The organism is Streptomyces sp. NPDC050842 (assembly GCF_044456565.1).
Lineage (GTDB): Bacteria > Actinomycetota > Actinomycetes > Streptomycetales > Streptomycetaceae > Streptomyces.
The window spans coordinates 235,677-250,839 of the sequence record NZ_JBITGA010000001.1 but is presented as its reverse complement, the minus strand read 5'-3'; the positions used below and the strand labels follow the sequence as shown (position 1 = coordinate 250,839).

At 71.8% G+C, this 15,163-nt stretch carries 15 protein-coding genes and 1 pseudogene; 4 read left to right on the top strand and 12 right to left on the bottom strand.

Annotation, left to right across the window (positions count from 1 at the left end; all coding sequences use genetic code 11):
- The first annotated feature begins 42 nt into the window (after window positions 1–42).
- Both ACIBG6_RS01170 and ACIBG6_RS01165 read left to right on the top strand, forming a co-directional pair.
- Entirely contained in the window at window positions 43–735 is a 693-nt protein-coding gene (locus ACIBG6_RS01170; RefSeq protein ID WP_399220377.1) for an MBL fold metallo-hydrolase, read from the top strand.
- An 8-nt stretch (window positions 736–743) separates the two neighbouring features.
- A complete protein-coding gene (locus ACIBG6_RS01165) occupies window positions 744–1,247 on the top strand; it encodes a MarR family winged helix-turn-helix transcriptional regulator (protein ID WP_399220376.1) in 504 nt (167 codons plus the stop codon).
- A 101-nt stretch (window positions 1,248–1,348) separates the two neighbouring features.
- On the opposite strand, the pseudogene ACIBG6_RS01160 reads toward ACIBG6_RS01165, so the two are convergent.
- Window positions 1,349–2,380: pseudogene (locus tag ACIBG6_RS01160) on the bottom strand (NUDIX domain-containing protein); the annotation flags it as partial.
- A 99-nt stretch (window positions 2,381–2,479) separates the two neighbouring features.
- A complete protein-coding gene (locus ACIBG6_RS01155) occupies window positions 2,480–3,463 on the bottom strand; it encodes an ROK family protein (protein ID WP_399221148.1) in 984 nt (327 codons plus the stop codon).
- Between the two features lie 155 nt (window positions 3,464–3,618).
- On the opposite strand from ACIBG6_RS01155, the gene ACIBG6_RS01150 reads away from it, so the two are divergent.
- The gene (locus tag ACIBG6_RS01150) at window positions 3,619–4,653 is read left to right on the top strand and encodes a LacI family DNA-binding transcriptional regulator (RefSeq protein ID WP_399220375.1); all 1,035 of its coding nucleotides are present in this window, start codon (window positions 3,619–3,621) and stop codon (window positions 4,651–4,653) included.
- A 143-nt stretch (window positions 4,654–4,796) separates the two neighbouring features.
- Here ACIBG6_RS01150 and ACIBG6_RS01145 read toward each other — a convergent pair whose 3' ends face one another.
- The 5 genes from ACIBG6_RS01145 to ACIBG6_RS01125 all read right to left on the bottom strand — a co-directional run bounded on the left by ACIBG6_RS01145 (window position 4,797) and on the right by ACIBG6_RS01125 (window position 9,343).
- Window positions 4,797–6,086, bottom strand: coding sequence for a DUF6986 family protein (locus tag ACIBG6_RS01145; protein ID WP_399220374.1), 1,290 nt, complete (start codon window positions 6,084–6,086; stop codon window positions 4,797–4,799).
- A gap of 153 nt (window positions 6,087–6,239) precedes the next feature.
- Entirely contained in the window at window positions 6,240–7,202 is a 963-nt protein-coding gene (locus ACIBG6_RS01140; protein WP_399220373.1) for an electron transfer flavoprotein subunit alpha/FixB family protein, read from the bottom strand.
- 100 nt (window positions 7,203–7,302) lie between these two features.
- On the bottom strand, window positions 7,303–8,088 hold the full coding sequence (locus ACIBG6_RS01135) for an electron transfer flavoprotein subunit beta/FixA family protein (RefSeq protein WP_399220372.1): 786 nt from the start codon (window positions 8,086–8,088) through the stop codon (window positions 7,303–7,305).
- A 200-nt stretch (window positions 8,089–8,288) separates the two neighbouring features.
- Window positions 8,289–8,819 carry a flavin reductase family protein gene (locus tag ACIBG6_RS01130; RefSeq protein ID WP_399220371.1) on the bottom strand — a complete coding sequence of 177 codons (531 nt, stop codon included), beginning with the start codon at window positions 8,817–8,819 and terminating at the stop codon, window positions 8,289–8,291.
- Between the two features lie 197 nt (window positions 8,820–9,016).
- Window positions 9,017–9,343: a TlpA family protein disulfide reductase gene (locus ACIBG6_RS01125; protein ID WP_399220370.1), complete on the bottom strand. Its 327-nt coding sequence runs from the start codon at window positions 9,341–9,343 to the stop codon at window positions 9,017–9,019.
- Between the two features lie 229 nt (window positions 9,344–9,572).
- Here ACIBG6_RS01125 and ACIBG6_RS01120 point away from each other — a divergent pair, with 229 nt between their 5' ends.
- Window positions 9,573–10,295, top strand: a complete 723-nt coding sequence (locus ACIBG6_RS01120) for a lysophospholipid acyltransferase family protein (protein WP_399220369.1) — start codon at window positions 9,573–9,575, stop codon at window positions 10,293–10,295.
- A gap of 21 nt (window positions 10,296–10,316) precedes the next feature.
- Here ACIBG6_RS01120 and ACIBG6_RS01115 read toward each other — a convergent pair whose 3' ends face one another.
- The 5 genes from ACIBG6_RS01115 to ACIBG6_RS01095 form a co-directional block, all read right to left on the bottom strand.
- Entirely contained in the window at window positions 10,317–10,916 is a 600-nt protein-coding gene (locus ACIBG6_RS01115; RefSeq protein ID WP_399220368.1) for a transglutaminase family protein, read from the bottom strand.
- An 86-nt stretch (window positions 10,917–11,002) separates the two neighbouring features.
- Window positions 11,003–12,085 carry a threonine aldolase family protein gene (locus ACIBG6_RS01110; RefSeq protein WP_399221147.1) on the bottom strand — a complete coding sequence of 361 codons (1,083 nt, stop codon included), beginning with the start codon at window positions 12,083–12,085 and terminating at the stop codon, window positions 11,003–11,005.
- Window positions 12,082–12,843 (bottom strand): SDR family NAD(P)-dependent oxidoreductase, encoded by a 762-nt coding sequence (locus tag ACIBG6_RS01105; protein ID WP_399220367.1) that lies wholly within the window; start codon window positions 12,841–12,843, stop codon window positions 12,082–12,084. The genes ACIBG6_RS01110 and ACIBG6_RS01105 overlap by 4 nt, the downstream gene beginning before the upstream one ends.
- 44 nt (window positions 12,844–12,887) lie before the next feature.
- Window positions 12,888–14,294, bottom strand: a complete 1,407-nt coding sequence (locus tag ACIBG6_RS01100; protein WP_399220366.1) for a DUF6421 family protein — start codon at window positions 14,292–14,294, stop codon at window positions 12,888–12,890.
- Between the two features lie 169 nt (window positions 14,295–14,463).
- Complete coding sequence (locus tag ACIBG6_RS01095) at window positions 14,464–15,027, bottom strand: GNAT family N-acetyltransferase (RefSeq protein WP_399220365.1); 564 nt, start codon at window positions 15,025–15,027, stop codon at window positions 14,464–14,466.
- Window positions 15,028–15,163 lie beyond the last annotated feature (136 nt).

Sequence of the window (15,163 nt, the reverse complement as noted above, 5' to 3'; positions counted from 1 at the left end):
ATAAACATACGGCGGACCTGCGGGGATGCGTAGGTTCGCCGTATGGAACTCATCTCGATCACTCAGCGGCTGTATCTCCTCGACTACTCCATCGGTCAGGCCTATCTCTGGCGGGACGAGGAGGAATTGACCCTCGTCGACGCCGGATGGGCGGGTTCGGCGGACGCGACGACGGAGGCCATCCGGGCGGCGGGCCTCGACCCGGACCGGCTGCGGCGGATCGTCCTGACCCACTGTCACCGGGACCACGTGGGCGCGGCCCAGGAGTTGGCGGACCGGCACGGTGCCGAGATCCTCGCCCACCGTCTGGACGCCCCGGTGGTCCGGGGTGAGGCCCCGGTGCCCGAGCCGGACCTGCTGGACTGGGAACTCCCGCTGTACGAGCACGGGTTGACCGTGCCGGCGGCGCCGCCGACCCGGGTGGACCGGGAGGTGGAGGACGGCGAGGAGCTCGACTTCGGCGACGGCGCGGTGGTGGTGCACACTCCCGGCCACACGCCCGGCTCGCTCGCGGTCCATCTCCCCCGGCACGGTGTGCTGTTCACGGGTGACACGGTGGCGTCGGTGCCGGACGTGATGTTCGGCGTCTTCCACGTCGACCGCGCCCTGGCCATGGAGTCGATGCGCCGCTTGGCGAAACTGGCGCCTTCGGTGCTGTGTTGCGGGCACGGGGCTCCGGTGACCTCGGACACGGCGGCACGGCTCGCCGCCGCCGCAGCCGGACTGGAAGGATGATGGCGATCATGGAATCTTCGCCTCGTCCGAGGACCGACCAGGCGCCCGCCGACCCGGCGGCCGTCGACGGCGCCCTCGCCACCCAGCCCATCGGCTACTGGAGCGGGCTCGCGCATGCGGCCGTCACCCGGCACCTGCGGGACGCCATGGCCAGGATCGACGTCACGCAGCCGCAGTACTGGGTGCTCAACCGTGTGAACGGCGGGCCCGGGGCGCCGAGCCGCGAGGAGGTCGTCGGTCAGCTGACGCCCCTCGCGGACGGGCCGCACGAGATCGCGCGCGTCGTCGAGCAGTTGCTGCACCGCGGCTGGCTCCGGGCGGACGACGCGCGGCGCCTGCACCTCACCGAGGTGGGCGAGGCCGCCCGCGTACGGCTCCGCGAGCTGGTGACCGAGGTACGCGCCGAGGTCCACGAGGGCATCAGCGACGAGGAGTACGTGGCCGCCCTCAAGGTCCTGCGCCGGATGGTCGCCAACGTCGAGGGGGACGGGGCCTCTTCGGACAGGCCTTAGGGCCCGTCCTGGCCCACGGGGACCCCTGTGGGCCCGCCCTGCCCCACGGGAACCCCTCTGGGACCGTCCTGCCCCACGGGAACCCCTCTGGGACCGTCCTGCCCCACCGGGACCCCTGCCTCCAGGTTGAGCACCGTGCCGCGTTCGCGGGCGCGCAGTGCCCAGCGGAGGCGGTCGTAGCGGACGGGCGGCAGCAGGCCCGCGGCCTCCTCCTCGGTGACGAAGCGCCACTCGCGGAGCTCGGCGCCGGGGAGGCGGAGGCGGGCGGTGTCGTCGGCACGGAGCGTGCCTCCGTCGAAGAGGAGCCGGAGGCCGCCGTATCCCGGGGGCTTGGGCCTCTCCCAGTCGACGAGCAACAGGCGGGGTACGGTGTCGAGTTCGAGCCCGAGCTCCTCCGCCACCTCGCGCACTCCGGCGCGGGCCGGTGGTTCGCCCGGTTCGACGACGCCGCCGGGGAACTCCCAGCCGGGCTTGTACGTGGGGTCGACGAGCAGGAAGCGGTCCTCGTCGTCGAAGAGCAGGACGCCCGCGGCGAGGGTCTCGCCCGTCGGTTCCGGCGTCTGGACGATGCCGCAGGACGCGGCCCGGTCGGCCAGGACCGCGTCGGCGACGGTCCGGGCGGCCTCGGCCACGGTGAGCTCCGAGGTGTCGACGACGTACGCGTCCCCCACCAGCCAGTCGAGAGCGGCGCGGTACGGCGGGATGTGGCCGTGACACCACTGCCGGACGCGGGCGTCGGCCTCGGGTTCGCCGTGCTCGGTCCGGCCGTCGATCCGCTGCCGCAGGATCGTTTCCTCCGGAGCGAGCAGGACATGCCGCACCTCGATCCGGCGGGCGGCGAGCGCGCCGAACATCTCGTCCCGGTACTCCTGCCGGAGCAGGGTCATCGGGACGATCAGCACCCCGCCGACCTCGGCCAGCAGGGCGGCGGCGGTGTCGACGACCATGCGCCGCCAGATCGCCAGGTCCTGGAAGTCCTCGACCTCGGCGAGCCGCTTGGCCGGGAGCAGCCAGGTCATGGCCCCGCCGACGAGTTCGGGGTCGAACAGAGTGCTGTGCGGGATCAGATCGACCAGTTCGCGCGCGGTACTGGACTTCCCCGCGCCGAACGTACCGTTGATCCAGACGATCACGATTCCCCCTCTTGGGTAGCCCCCTGTGGATTGCCCGCAACACCCTGCCACGAAAACCACGAACACATGTCCGGCACATGTCCGGGCGGGCCGACGCCGTCAGGAGCCGGGGCGGGACCACGCTCCCCCGCCCCCGCCGCATCCGGCCGCCGCGGCGGCGCCGAGGAGGCCGGCGTCGGTACCGGTGACGGCCGGGACGACCGTGAGGTTCCGTACGAAGGAGAGCGTCGCGTAGCTCCCGAGGCTGCGCCGCAGCGGACCGAAGAGGACCTCGCCCGCGCCCGCCACCCCGCCGCCGACGACCGCGATGTCGATCTCGACGAGCGTCGCCGTGGCGGCGATGCCCGCCGCTAGGGCCTGCGCGGCCCGCTCGAAGGAGGCCACGGCGACCGGGTCCCCGGCGCGCGCGGCGGCGGCCACCGCCGCCGCGGAGGCGTCGCCGTCGGGCCCCGGCCGCCAGCCGTTCTTCAGGGCGCGACGCGCGATGTGCGGGCCGCTGGCGAGCCGTTCGACGCAGCCGCGCCCGCCACAGGCGCAGGGATCGCCGTCCAGGTCCACGGAGATGTGGCCGAGGTGGCCGGCGTTGCCGGTGGGTCCGGGGTGGAGCCGGCCGTCGAGGACGAGACCGCCGCCGACGCCGGTGGAGACCACGAGGCAGAGGGCGTTGTCGTGGCCGCGGGCGGCGCCGAGCCAGTGTTCGGCGGCGGTCATGGCGACGCCGTCGCCGACCAGGGTGACCGGGCGCCCGCCCGTCGCCCGGCGGACCCGTTCGACGAGCGGGAAGTCGCGCCAGCCGGGCACGTTCACCGGGCTCACGGTCCCCCGCGAGGCGTCCACCGGGCCGGCGCTGCCGATGCCGACGGCCCCCGCGGCCTCCCACAGTGGGGTGGCGGCGAGCTCCCCGAGCACCGCCTCGACGGCCCTCATCACGGTCTCGCCGTCCTCCCGCGCGGGGGTGGGCCGCTGGGCCCGCACCCGGACCTGTCCCTCACCGTCGACCAGCGCCCCGGCGATCTTGGTGCCGCCGATGTCGAGCGCGACGACAGGACCCGGCACGGGGCGGGTGGCGGGCGCGGTGTGCAGGGGCACGGATCCTCCAGTCGGCGGCCGGGAGCGGCCGGGGTCATCCGTACAGTCTGCCCAGTCCTCCGTCGTCTGACAACGTTGTCCAGGCTCTATGCTCGATCCGAGAGACCGAGAACAGGACCGGAACCGACACGACGGAGGAACCCCGCACCGTGGCCGACATCGCCCGCCGCACCGATCACCGCTACGGCAACCGGCCCACGATGAAGGACGTCGCCGCCCGCGCGGGTGTCGGCCTCAAGACGGTCTCCCGGGTCGTGAACGGCGAGCCGGGCGTCACCACGGACACCGAGCGCCGCGTCCAGGAGGCCATCGAGGCCCTCGGCTTCCGCCGCAACGACAGCGCGCGGGTCCTGCGCAAGGGCAGGACGGCCACCGTCGGCCTCGTCCTCGAAGATCTCGCCGACCCCTTCTACGGGCCGCTCAGCCGCGCGGTCGAGGAGGTCGCCCGGGCACACGGCGCGCTCCTCATCAACGGCTCCAGCGCCGAGGACCCGGACCGGGAGCAGGAGTTGGCGCTCGCGCTGTGCGCGCGCCGGGTCGACGGCCTCATCGTCATCCCCGCCGGCGACGACCACCGCTATCTGGAGCCGGAGATCCGGGCGGGCGTCGCCACGGTCTTCGTCGACCGGCCGGCCGGCCGGATCGACGCCGACGCCGTCCTCTCCGACAGCTTCGGCGGGGCGCGCGACGGCGTGGCCCATCTGATCGCCCACGGCCACCGCCGGATCGGGTTCGTCGGCGACCGGCCGCGCATCCACACCGGCGCCGAACGGCTGCGCGGCTACCGCGCGGCGATGGAGGACGCGGGCCTGCCGGTCCGGGAGGAGTGGGTCTCGCTCGGGTCGACACACCCGGAGCGGGTGGGCGCGGCCGTACGGGAGATGCTGGCCGCGCCGGAGCCGGTGACGGCGCTGTTCGCGGGGAACAACCGGGTCACCGTGACGGCGGTGCGGGCCCTCGCCGGGCATGCGTCCCCGGTCGCGCTCGTCGGTTTCGACGACATCGAACTGGCCGACCTGCTCGGCATCACGGTCATCGCGCAGGACGCCGCCGCGCTCGGCCGGACGGCCGCGGAGCGGCTCTTCCGCCGCCTCGACGGGGCGGGCGGGCCGCCGGAGCGGGTGGTGCTCGGGACGACGCTCATCGCCCGCGGCTCGGGCGAGATCGCGGCGCCGGCCGGCTGAGCACGCCCTCCTCGGCGACAGCACTGCCCCGCTGACGTCCTCGACGACAGCGGCGCCCCGCACCCCTGTCGAGCACGTGCGCGCGGAGCACACGAACGCGTACGGGGTACGGGGCGGTTCGCCGGACCGGGAAGGCGGCGAGGCTACTCGGCCGAGGCGGTGAGGTCGCCGCGGCGCGGGGCGGCGAACCGGTCGAGGGCCGCGCGGCTCATGCCCGTGAGGGCGTCGACCTCGGCCGTGTCGAGGGCGCCGCAGTCGATTCCGCGCAGCAGGTACGAGGAGAGCGCCTTGGCGGTGGCGGGCTCGTCCATGACGTCGCCGCCGGCGTGGTTGGCGTACGCGGAGAGGCGCTTGGCGGCGGCCTCGAAGCCCTCGCGGTAGAAGGCGAAGACGGCGGCGTAACGGGTGGGGATGTGGCCGGGGTGCATGTCCCAGCCCTGGTAGTAGGCGCGGGCGAGGGCGCGGCGGGTCAGGCCGTAGTGCAGGCGCCAGGCCTCGTGGACGTGCTCCTTGGAGCCGACCGGGAGGACGTTGGTGGAGCCGTCGGAGACGCGGACGCCGGTGCCGGCGGCGGCGACCTGCATGATCGCCTTGGCGTGGTCGGCGGCGGGGTGGTCGCTCGCCTGGTAGGCGGCGGAGACGCCGAGGCAGGCGCTGTAGTCGAAGGTGCCGTAGTGCAGGCCGGTGGCGCGACCCTCGGCGGCGCCGATCATGCGGGCGACGGCGGCGGTGCCGTCGGTGGCCAGGATGGACTGGCTGGTCTCGATCTGGATCTCGAAGCCGAGGCGGCCGGCGTCCAGGCCGTGGGCCTTCTCGAAGGCCTCCAGGAGACGCACGAAGGCGGACACCTGCTCGGGGTAGGTCACCTTGGGGAGGGTGAGGACGAGGCCGTCGGGGAGGCCGCCGTTCTCCAGGAGCCCGGTGAGGAAGACGTCGGTGGTGCGGATGCCCCGGTCGCGTACGGCGGACTCCATGCACTTCATCCGGATGCCCATGTACGGGGCGGCCGTGCCGTTCGCGTACGCCTCCGAGATCAGCCGGGCGGCGCGGGCCGCGTCCTGGTCCTCGTCCCGGCCCGCGTAACCGTCCTCGAAGTCGACCCGCAGGTCCTCGATCGGCTCGCGCTCCAGCTTGGCGCGGACGCGGCCGTAGACGTCCTCGGCGAGGTCGTCGGCGAGGCCGAGGACCGCGGCGAAGGAGGCGGCGTCCGGGGCGTGCTCGTCGAGGGCCGCGAGGGCCTGGTCGCCCCAGGAGCGGACGGTGTCGGCGTCGAAGACGTTGCCGGGGACGTAGACCGTGTGGACGGGCTGGCGGGTGCCGGGGTCTCCCGGGTAGCGGCGGTCGAGCTCTGCGTCCACCGCCGCCAGGGAGGCGCTGATGCCCTCGCTGACCGCGCCCGCGAGGCTCGTCGACACCTTCTCCTGCTGACCCATCCCACATCCTCCTGTTTTCCGCTTCACGGAATCAACAATCCGTATAGCGAAGTTAATAGTCGGTCGGGACCCACGTCAATGGGTGTCCGAAACGGCCGGGGGCCGCGCGGCGACGAATCGCCACGCGGCCCCCGGACCGGATAGAACCGCAGGTCAGCCCTTGCGAGCCTGAACCTCGGCGGTCAGCTGCGGGACGACGTCGAAGAGGTCGCCCACCACGCCGTAGTCGACGAGGTCGAAGATCGGAGCCTCGGCGTCCTTGTTGATGGCGACGATGGTCTTCGAGGTCTGCATGCCCGCGCGGTGCTGGATCGCACCGGAGATGCCGGACGCGATGTACAGCTGGGGCGAGACCGACTTGCCGGTCTGGCCGACCTGGTTGGCGTGCGGGTACCAGCCGGCGTCGACCGCGGCGCGCGAGGCGCCCACGGCGGCACCGAGCGAGTCGGCGAGCGCCTCGATGATCGCGAAGTTCTCGGCACCGTTGACGCCACGGCCACCGGAGACCACGATCGCGGCCTCGGTCAGCTCCGGGCGGCCGGTCGACTCGCGCGGGGTGCGCGCGGTCACCTTGGTGCCGGTGGCCAGCGGGCCGAAGGAGACCGCGAGGGCCTCGACGGCACCGGCGGCCGGGGCGGCCTCGACCGGAGCCGAGTTCGGCTTGACCGTGATGACCGGGGTGCCCTTGGAGACACGGGACTTGGTGGTGAACGAGGCGGCGAACGCGGCCTGCGTCGCGACCGGGCCCTCGTCACCGGCCTCCAGGTCCACGGCGTCGGTGATGACGCCGGAGCCGATGCGGACCGCGAGGCGGGCCGCGATCTCCTTGCCCTCGGCGGAGGACGGGACGAGCACGGCGGCCGGGGAAACGGCCTCGTACGCGGCCTGGAGCGCGTCGACCTTCGGGACGACGAGGTACTCGGTGAACTCGGGGGCGTCGGCGGTGAGGACCTTCACGGCACCGTGCTCGGCGAGCGCGGCGGCGGTGTCGGCGGCGCCGTTGCCGAGGGCGACGGCGACCGGGTCGCCGAGGCGGCGGGCGAGGGTCAGCAGCTCCAGGGTGGGCTTGCGGACGGCACCGTCGACGTGGTCGACGTAGACGAGGATCTCAGCCATGGGACTTCAGTCTCCTGCGAACGAAAGGGGGCGGACGGAACGGCTCGCGCGAGCCTTAGATGCTGTGCCGGCCCGGGGGCGACCCCCGGACCCCCGGCAACTAAATGAACTTCTGGCTCGCGAGGTACTCGGCGAGCTGCTTGCCGCCCTCGCCCTCGTCCTTGACGATCGTGCCCGCGGTGCGCGCCGGACGCTCGGCGGCCGAGTCGACCTTCGTCCAGGAGCCGTCGAGGCCGACCTCGTCGGCGTCGATGTCGAGGTCGTCGAGCTCCAGGGACTCCACCGGCTTCTTCTTGGCGGCCATGATGCCCTTGAAGGACGGGTAGCGCGCCTCGCCCGACTGGTCCGTCACGGACACGACGGCCGGAAGCGAGGCCTCCAGCTGCTCGGAGGCGGTGTCGCCGTCACGGCGGCCCGTCACCTTGCCGTCCTCGATCTTGACCTCGGAGAGCAGCGTGACCTGCGGGACGCCCAGGCGCTCGGCGAGGATCGCCGGCAGGACACCCATGGTGCCGTCGGTGGAGGCCATACCGGCGATGACGACGTCGTAGCCGGTCTTCTCGATCGCCTTGGCGAGCACGAGCGACGTCGCCATGACGTCACTGCCGTGCAGGTCGTCGTCCTCGACGTGGACGGCCTTGTCGGCGCCCATGGACAGCGCCTTGCGCAGCGCGTCCTTGGCGTCCTCGGGGCCGACCGTCAGCACGGTGACCTCGGCGTCGTCCGCCTCTTCGGCGATCTGCAGGGCCTGCTCGACCGCGTACTCGTCGAGCTCCGACAGCAGGCCGTCGACGTCGTCGCGGTCGACCGTCAGGTCGTCCGCGAACTTCCGGTCTCCGGTCGCGTCGGGCACGTACTTCACACAGACAACGATCCTCAAGCTCACGCCGGCTCTCCTACTGCATCGTCATAACTTGGCTGCCTTGTTGCTCGCAGCATAGGCGCCTGAAGGGCGGGTTTCCGGTCGGGGCGCCGGACGCCCCGACCGAAATATTACTCGTCAGTACACCCAGTTCGTTACGGGTAAGCAAGCGCTCAGCAATGTGACCTTGACAACGCGCGGAGAGAGGCGCGTCACGGGAACTCTCAGTCGCGCAGCGCGTTGAAGCGCCCGTGGTGGTACAGGAGCGGCCTGCCCACGCCGTCCGGGTCTCCGGCGACGGCCTGCGCGATCACGATCCGGTGGTCGCCCGCGGGCACCCGGGCCACCACGCGGCAGACCAGCCAGGCGAGGACGCCGTCCAGGACGGGCACCCCCTCCGGCCCCACGCTCCAGCGGGTCGACCCGCCGAAGCGGTCGGCACCGCTGCGCGCGAAGGTGGCGGCCAGCTCCTGCTGGTGCTCGCCGAGTATGTGCACGCCGATGTGCTCGGCCTCGGCCACCACGGGCCAGCTGGAGGAGGTGGTGCCCACCCCGAAGGAGATCATCGGGGGCTCGGCGGCGACGGAGTTGAGCGAGGTCGCGGTGAAGCCGACGGGGCGCTCGCCGTGCGCGGTGATCACCGCGACACCGGCGGCGTGCCGGCGGAAGACGGAGCGGAGCAGATCGGGAGAGGCCTGCCGGGGTGCGCCGATCGTGGGAGCGGTACTGAGCTGGAGGTCCGGCGTAACCGTCATGGAATTGTCCTTCTGCGAGGGCGTCATGAGGGGAGTCCTGGGGTGGTCAGACACCCGGACAGCGCGCGCTCGCGTTGCGGGCCAGGTCCACATGGACCCGGCCGTAGAGAAGGAGTTCTGGGGGCACTCCGTCAGGGTGACGATCGGTGGCGGGTGCAGTCAAGTGCGTACCGGGATATGGGAGAAGTGTCACCGCGTCAGACCGCCCGCCCCAGCGCCGCGATGACGTCCGCCCTGCGGGGCTGTCCGGCCGCCCGGCGGACGACCCGGCCCGTGCGGTCGAGGACGAGGACGGTGGGCGTCCGGGCGATGGCCAGTTCCCGTACGAGGTCGAGGCGTTCCTCGGCGTCGATCTCCACGTGCGCGACGCCCGGCACCATGGCGGCCACCTCGGCGAGGGTGCGGCGGGTGGCGCGGCATGGCTGGCAGAAGGCGGTCGAGAACTGCACGAGGGTCGCCCGTTCGCCCAGCTCGGCGCCGAGCACCTCCGGCCGCAGGACCTCCGCCCCCAGGGCCTCCGACATCCTTCTCCCCTTTCCCATGCGTCTCTCCTCCCCCACCAGCAGCGTCGCACGGGACCGTTCGATTCCCGCCACGGCCACCAGGGGTGACGAGAATCTCCCTGCACGAAGCCGCCTGGACTGGTCACGGCGCCCCACATGGGGCACGATCTGCCCAAAGCCGAAAACCTACGGCCGCGTAACTTCGCCGGGAGAACCCGCTCCGGGCACACGAAGAAGAGGTTCCTCTCCGATGGCAGAACTCGTCTATCGACCGGTCGTCGGTGCCGCGCTCACGCTGTTCAAGGCTCTCGACCTGAAGATCGACACGCAGGGTTCCGAGAACATCCCGCGCACGGGCGGCGCGGTGCTCGTGAGCAACCACATCAGCTATCTGGACTTCATCTTCACGGGTCTCGCGGCCCTGCCGCAGAAGCGTCTCGTCCGCTTCATGGCGAAGGACTCCGTCTTCAGGCACAAGGTGTCGGGGCCGCTCATGCGCGGCATGAAGCACATCCCCGTCGACCGCTCGCAGGGCGAGCACGCCTACCAGCACGCGCTCGAGTCGCTGCGGGCCGGCGAGATCATCGGTGTCTTCCCCGAGGCGACCATCTCCCAGTCCTTCACCCTCAAGAGCTTCAAGACGGGTGCGGCGCGGCTGGCGCAGGAGGCGGGCGTCCCGCTGATCCCGATGGCGCTCTGGGGCACCCAGCGGGTCTGGACGAAGGGCCGTCCCCGGAACTTCAAGCGGAGCCACATCCCGGTGACGATCCGCGTCGGCGAGCCCCTCGAGGCCCCCTCCGACCAGTACGCGGGCGCGATCACGCGGCGGCTGCGCGAGCGCGTCCAGGAGCTCCTGGAGGCCGCGCAGCGCGCCTACCCGGTCCGCCCGAAGGACGCGAACGACACGTGGTGGGTGCCCGCGCACCTCGGCGGTACGGCTCCGACGCCGGCGCAGGTCAAGGAAGCGGGCTGACCCGACGGCCGGTCGGCGGGGTCAGAGCTCCGTAGGGAGCGTCCGCCAGAGGTACGGCCGGTCCGGGGCCGCCTTCAGCGCGCCCAGGACGGCCGGGTGCGGTTCGGCGTACAGCTGCGGGTAGTCGACCTCGCCGAGCTCCGGCCGTACGGTCCAGGCGAGGCGCTCCTCCCCCAGCGAGAACCGGGCGTCGACGCCAGGCTTGTTGCCCCGCACGTCCTGCCGGGCCCAGTGCCGCTCCCCGGGCAGCAGGACGGCCACGAGGCCGTGGATCACCGGGTTCGCGCCGTCGTCGTCCGCGAGCCGCTGGTAGCAGAGGGCGGCCGGGATGCCGCGGGCCCGCAGCAGCGCGGCGTACGCGAGGGACTTGGCGTAGCAGATGCCGGTGCGCTGCTCCAGGACGTCGGAGGCGCGCCAGGTGACGCGGAGGTCGCCCGAGTCCTGGGAGTGCGGGATGGTGTCGCGTACGTGGGCGTAGGCCGCCTCGGCGTATGAGTATGCGTCTGGATGATCGTCAGCGAGCCGGGCCGCCACCTCCACGACCTGGGGATGGTCATGGTCGACGGCCTCACCGACTGCCAGGTAGGCCGCGATATCGGGGTGTTGCTGCACGAGTTCCATGCGGTGAGAGCGTAAGGAAACGGCCGGACGGAAGTCAATGACTTTCCGTCCGGCCGTATATTCATGCAGTCACGGTCGAGTAACCGCTACTGGCGCGCCATCTCTTCCTTCAGCGCCTGGAGGAAGTCGTCCACGTCGTCCTCCGTGGTGTCGAAGGCGCACATCCAGCGCACATCGCCGGCGGCCTCGTCCCAGAAGTAGAAGCGGAAGCGTTCCTGCAGCCGCCTGCTCACCTCGTGCGGCAGCCGCGCGAAGACCGCGTTGGCCTGCACCGGGTAGAGGATCTCCACCCCGTCGACCTCGCGCACGCCGGCCGCGAGCCGCTGGGCCATCTCATTGCCGTGGCGGGCGTTGCGCAGCCACAGGTCCTTGGCGAGGAGCGCCTCCAGCTGCACCGACACGAAGCGCATCTTCGAGGCGAGCTGCATGGACAGCTTGCGCAGGTGCTTCATGTGGCTGACGGCGTCCGGGTTGAGGACGACGACGGCCTCGCCGAAGAGCATGCCGTTCTTCGTACCGCCGTACGAGATCACGTCCACGCCGACCGCGTTGGTGAACGCGCGCATCGGCACGTTCAGCGAGGCGGCGGCGTTGGCTATGCGGGCGCCGTCGAGGTGCACCTTCATGCCCTTGGCATGGGAGTGCTCGACGATCGCGCGGACCTCGTCGACCGTGTAGACGGTGCCCAGCTCGGTGTTCTGGGTGATCGAGACGACCTGCGGCATCGCCCGGTGCTCGTCCTCCCAGCCCCAGGCCTGCCGGTCGATCAGCTCGGGGGTGAGCTTGCCGTCCGGGGTGGGCACGGTGAGCAGCTTGAGGCCGCCCATCCGCTCCGGCGCCCCGCCCTCGTCCACGTTGATGTGCGCGGACTCGGCGCAGATGACGGCGCCCCAGCGGTCGGTGAGCGCCTGGAGGGCGGTCACGTTGGCGCCGGTGCCGTTGAAGACCGGGAAGGCCTCGGCACTGGAGCCGAAGTGGCTGTGCATGACGCGCTGGAGGTGCTCGGTGTACTGGTCCTCGCCGTAGGCGACCTGGTGGCCTTCGTTGGCGAGGGCGATGGCCGCGAGGACCTCGGGGTGGGCGCCGGCGTAGTTGTCGCTGGCGAAGCCCCGGACCGACGGGTCGTGGTGACGACGCGCGTCGGTCCGCGGGCCGAGGGCCCCTGTCACGGCTTGGGTGTCAGCCACAGGCGCTGTCCGTTCACTTCCTGGGCGGGCTTGGTCCACAGGCCGACGATCTCGTCTGCCAGGTCCTTCACGTCGGTGAAGCCCGCGAACTTCGCGTTGGGGCGCTCGGCGCGCATCGCGTCGTGCACCAACGCCTTGATCACCAGGATCGCAGCAGCCGCCTGCGGGCCGTCGTCGCCCCCCAGCTTGCGGAACGAGTCCGCCATGGCGAGGGTCCACGCCTCGGCCGCCGCCTTGCCGGCGTTGTACGCGGCGTTGTTGGCGAGCGGCTTGTGCGCGCCGACCTGGCTGATCAGGGCGTACCGGCCGCGTCCGCCGGCGCGCAGCAGCCCGTCGTGGAAGGCGAGCGAGGTGTGCTGGACGGTGCGGATGAGGAGCTTCTCCAGGAAGTCCCAGTCCTTGAGGTCGGTCTCCGTGAAGGAGGCGCTGCCGCGCCAGCCGCCGACGAGGTGGACCAGGCCGTCGATCCGGCCGAACTCCTTCTCCGTCTTCTCGGCCCAGTCACGCGTGGCGTCCAGGTCGAGCAGGTCGACGGTGTCGCCGATGACCCGGGCGCCGCCGTGGGCGTAGCGGGCGGCGTCGACGGCCTCCGCGAGGCGCGCCGGGTCGGCGTCGGAGCCCACGACGGTGGCGCCCGCCTCGGCGAGGCGCAGCAGAGCCGCGCGGCCCGCGGGGCCGGCCGCGCCGGCGACCGCGATGACGGCGCCGTCCAGCGGCCCGCCGTTTCCGTTGGCGTTCATGGGCGACGCCTCCTCCGTGGTCTCCGTGCTGTCGGTCGGGTCGCTCACGCGGCGGCCCGCTCGTGGCGCGGGACGTCGGCGGCGGTGATCCCCTTGGTGTCGGCGATCACGCCCTTCAGCTTCTTGGAAAGGGCCTCAAAGAACATGCTGAGCGGAAACTCGTCCGGAAGCACGTCGTCGACCAGCTTGCGCGGCGGGAGGGACAGGTCCAGGGCGTCCGGACCCTTGGCCCACTTCGATCCCGGGTGCGGGGAGAGGTAGGTGGAGACGAGCTCGTACGCCTTGAACCAGTGGACCAGCTTGGGGCGGTCGATGCCGTCGCGGTAGAGCTTCTCGATCTCGGCGCAGAGCTGGTTGGTGACCTCGGGGGCCCGCTGCCAGTCGATCTTGAGGGTGTTGTCCGTCCAGCGCACCACGTCGTTCTTGTGGAGGTACGCGAAGAGGAGCTGGCCGCCGAGACCGTCGTAGTTGCGGTTGCGGTCGCCGGAGAGCGGGAAGCGGAACATCCGGTCGAAGAGCACCGCGTACTGCACGTCACGGCCGTGCGCGTTGCCCTCGGCCTCCAGCTTCACGGCCTCCTTGAAGGCGGTGAGGTCGCAGCGGAGCTCCTCCAGGCCGTACATCCAGAAGGGCTGGCGCTGCTTGATCATGAAGGGGTCGAAGGGCAGGTCGCCGTGGCTGTGGGTGCGGTCGTGGACCATGTCCCAGAGCACGAAGGCCTGCTCGCAGCGGGTCTGGTCGTCGATCATGGCGGCGATGTCCGCGGGCAGCTGGATGCCCAGGGTGTCGACGGCGGCCTCGGTGACCTTGCGGAAGCGGGCGGCCTCGCGGTCGCAGAAGATGCCGCCCCAGCTGAAGCGCTCGGGGGCCTCGCGGACGGCGATGGTCTCCGGGAAGAGGACGGCCGAGTTGGTGTCGTACCCGGCGGTGAAGTCCTCGAAGGTGATGCCGCAGAAGAGCGGGTTGTCGTAGCGGGTGGCTTCCAGCTCGGCGAGCCACTCCGGCCAGACCATGCGGAGCACGACGGCTTCCAGGTTCCGGTCCGGGTTGCCGTTCTGCGTGTACATCGGGAAGAGCACGAGGTGCTGGAGCCCGTCCACGCGGTCGGCGGCCGGCTGGAAGGCCAGCAGCGAGTCCAGGAAGTCCGGGACCGTGAAGCCGCTCTCGGCCCACTTGCGCAGGTCGGAGACGAGCGCGCGGTGGTAGGCGCCGTCGTGCGGGACGAGCGGGGAGAGCTGCTCGACCGCGGCGGTGACCCGGTCGAGGGTCAGCTCGACGAGGGCGCGGGCGGGCGCACCCTCGGGCTCGAAGTCGATGGAGCCGTCCGCGCTCTGCCAGGTGCGGATCTCCTCCACGGCATTCTTGAGCTCGGCCCAAGCGGGGTGGTCGATCACCCGAGCGTCGGTGGATATCCCCCCACCGGTCACGTCCTGCACAAGAATTTCCGTCATGCCTCTTCCTCCACAGGAGAACCTCGCGTTAAGACACCGTAACCATTCACGGTTCCCCGACACAAGGGGAGCAAGAGAAATTATCCTGTGCGACCCCCATCGCAACCGAAGTTTTTCCTGTCAGTCAGCCTTGAGGCCACCCTTCCGCCGTGCGGGCGGCTGTACCGCGTCAGCTCAGCGGCTTGACGAGCAGCTCGAACTGCAGATCGTCACGCTGGGGCAGACCGAAGCGCTCGTCGCCGTACGGGAAGGGGGTCATCCGCCCCGTACGCCGGTAGCCGCGCCGCTCGTACCAGGCGATGAGCTCCTCGCGCACGGAGATCACCGTCATGTGCATCTCGCGGACGTCCCACAGCTCGCGCACGCGCCGCTCGGCCTCCTCGATGATGCGCTTGCCGAGGCCCGCGCCCTGGAGCTCGGGACGGACCGCGAACATCCCGAAGTAGGCGGCCTCGCCCCGGTGCTCCAGCTGGCAGCAGGCGACGACCTCCCCGTCCTGCTCGACGACCAGGAGGCGGCTGCCCGGGGCGGTGATGACGGCGGCCACCCCCTCGGGGTCGGTGCGCTGCCCCTGGAGGATGTCCGCCTCCGTCGTCCAGCCGCCCCGGCTGGCGTCGCCCCGGTAGGCCGACTCCACGAGCGGGACGAGCACGGGGACGTCGTCCAGGACCGCCTCGCGGTACTCGATCCGGCTCTTGATCCGGCCGGTCTCCTGGGACGTGGCGGTGTCCATGCGTACGGGCTCCCCTCGGGCGCTGACGATCGGCGTGCGCGATCGTCCCGAGCCTAACGCGCGCGCCTTTCACTCCCCCTCGTACACCTGTGCGCGCCCGTGCGCCCGCGTGGGGCCTTCGGGCGACGGGCACTTC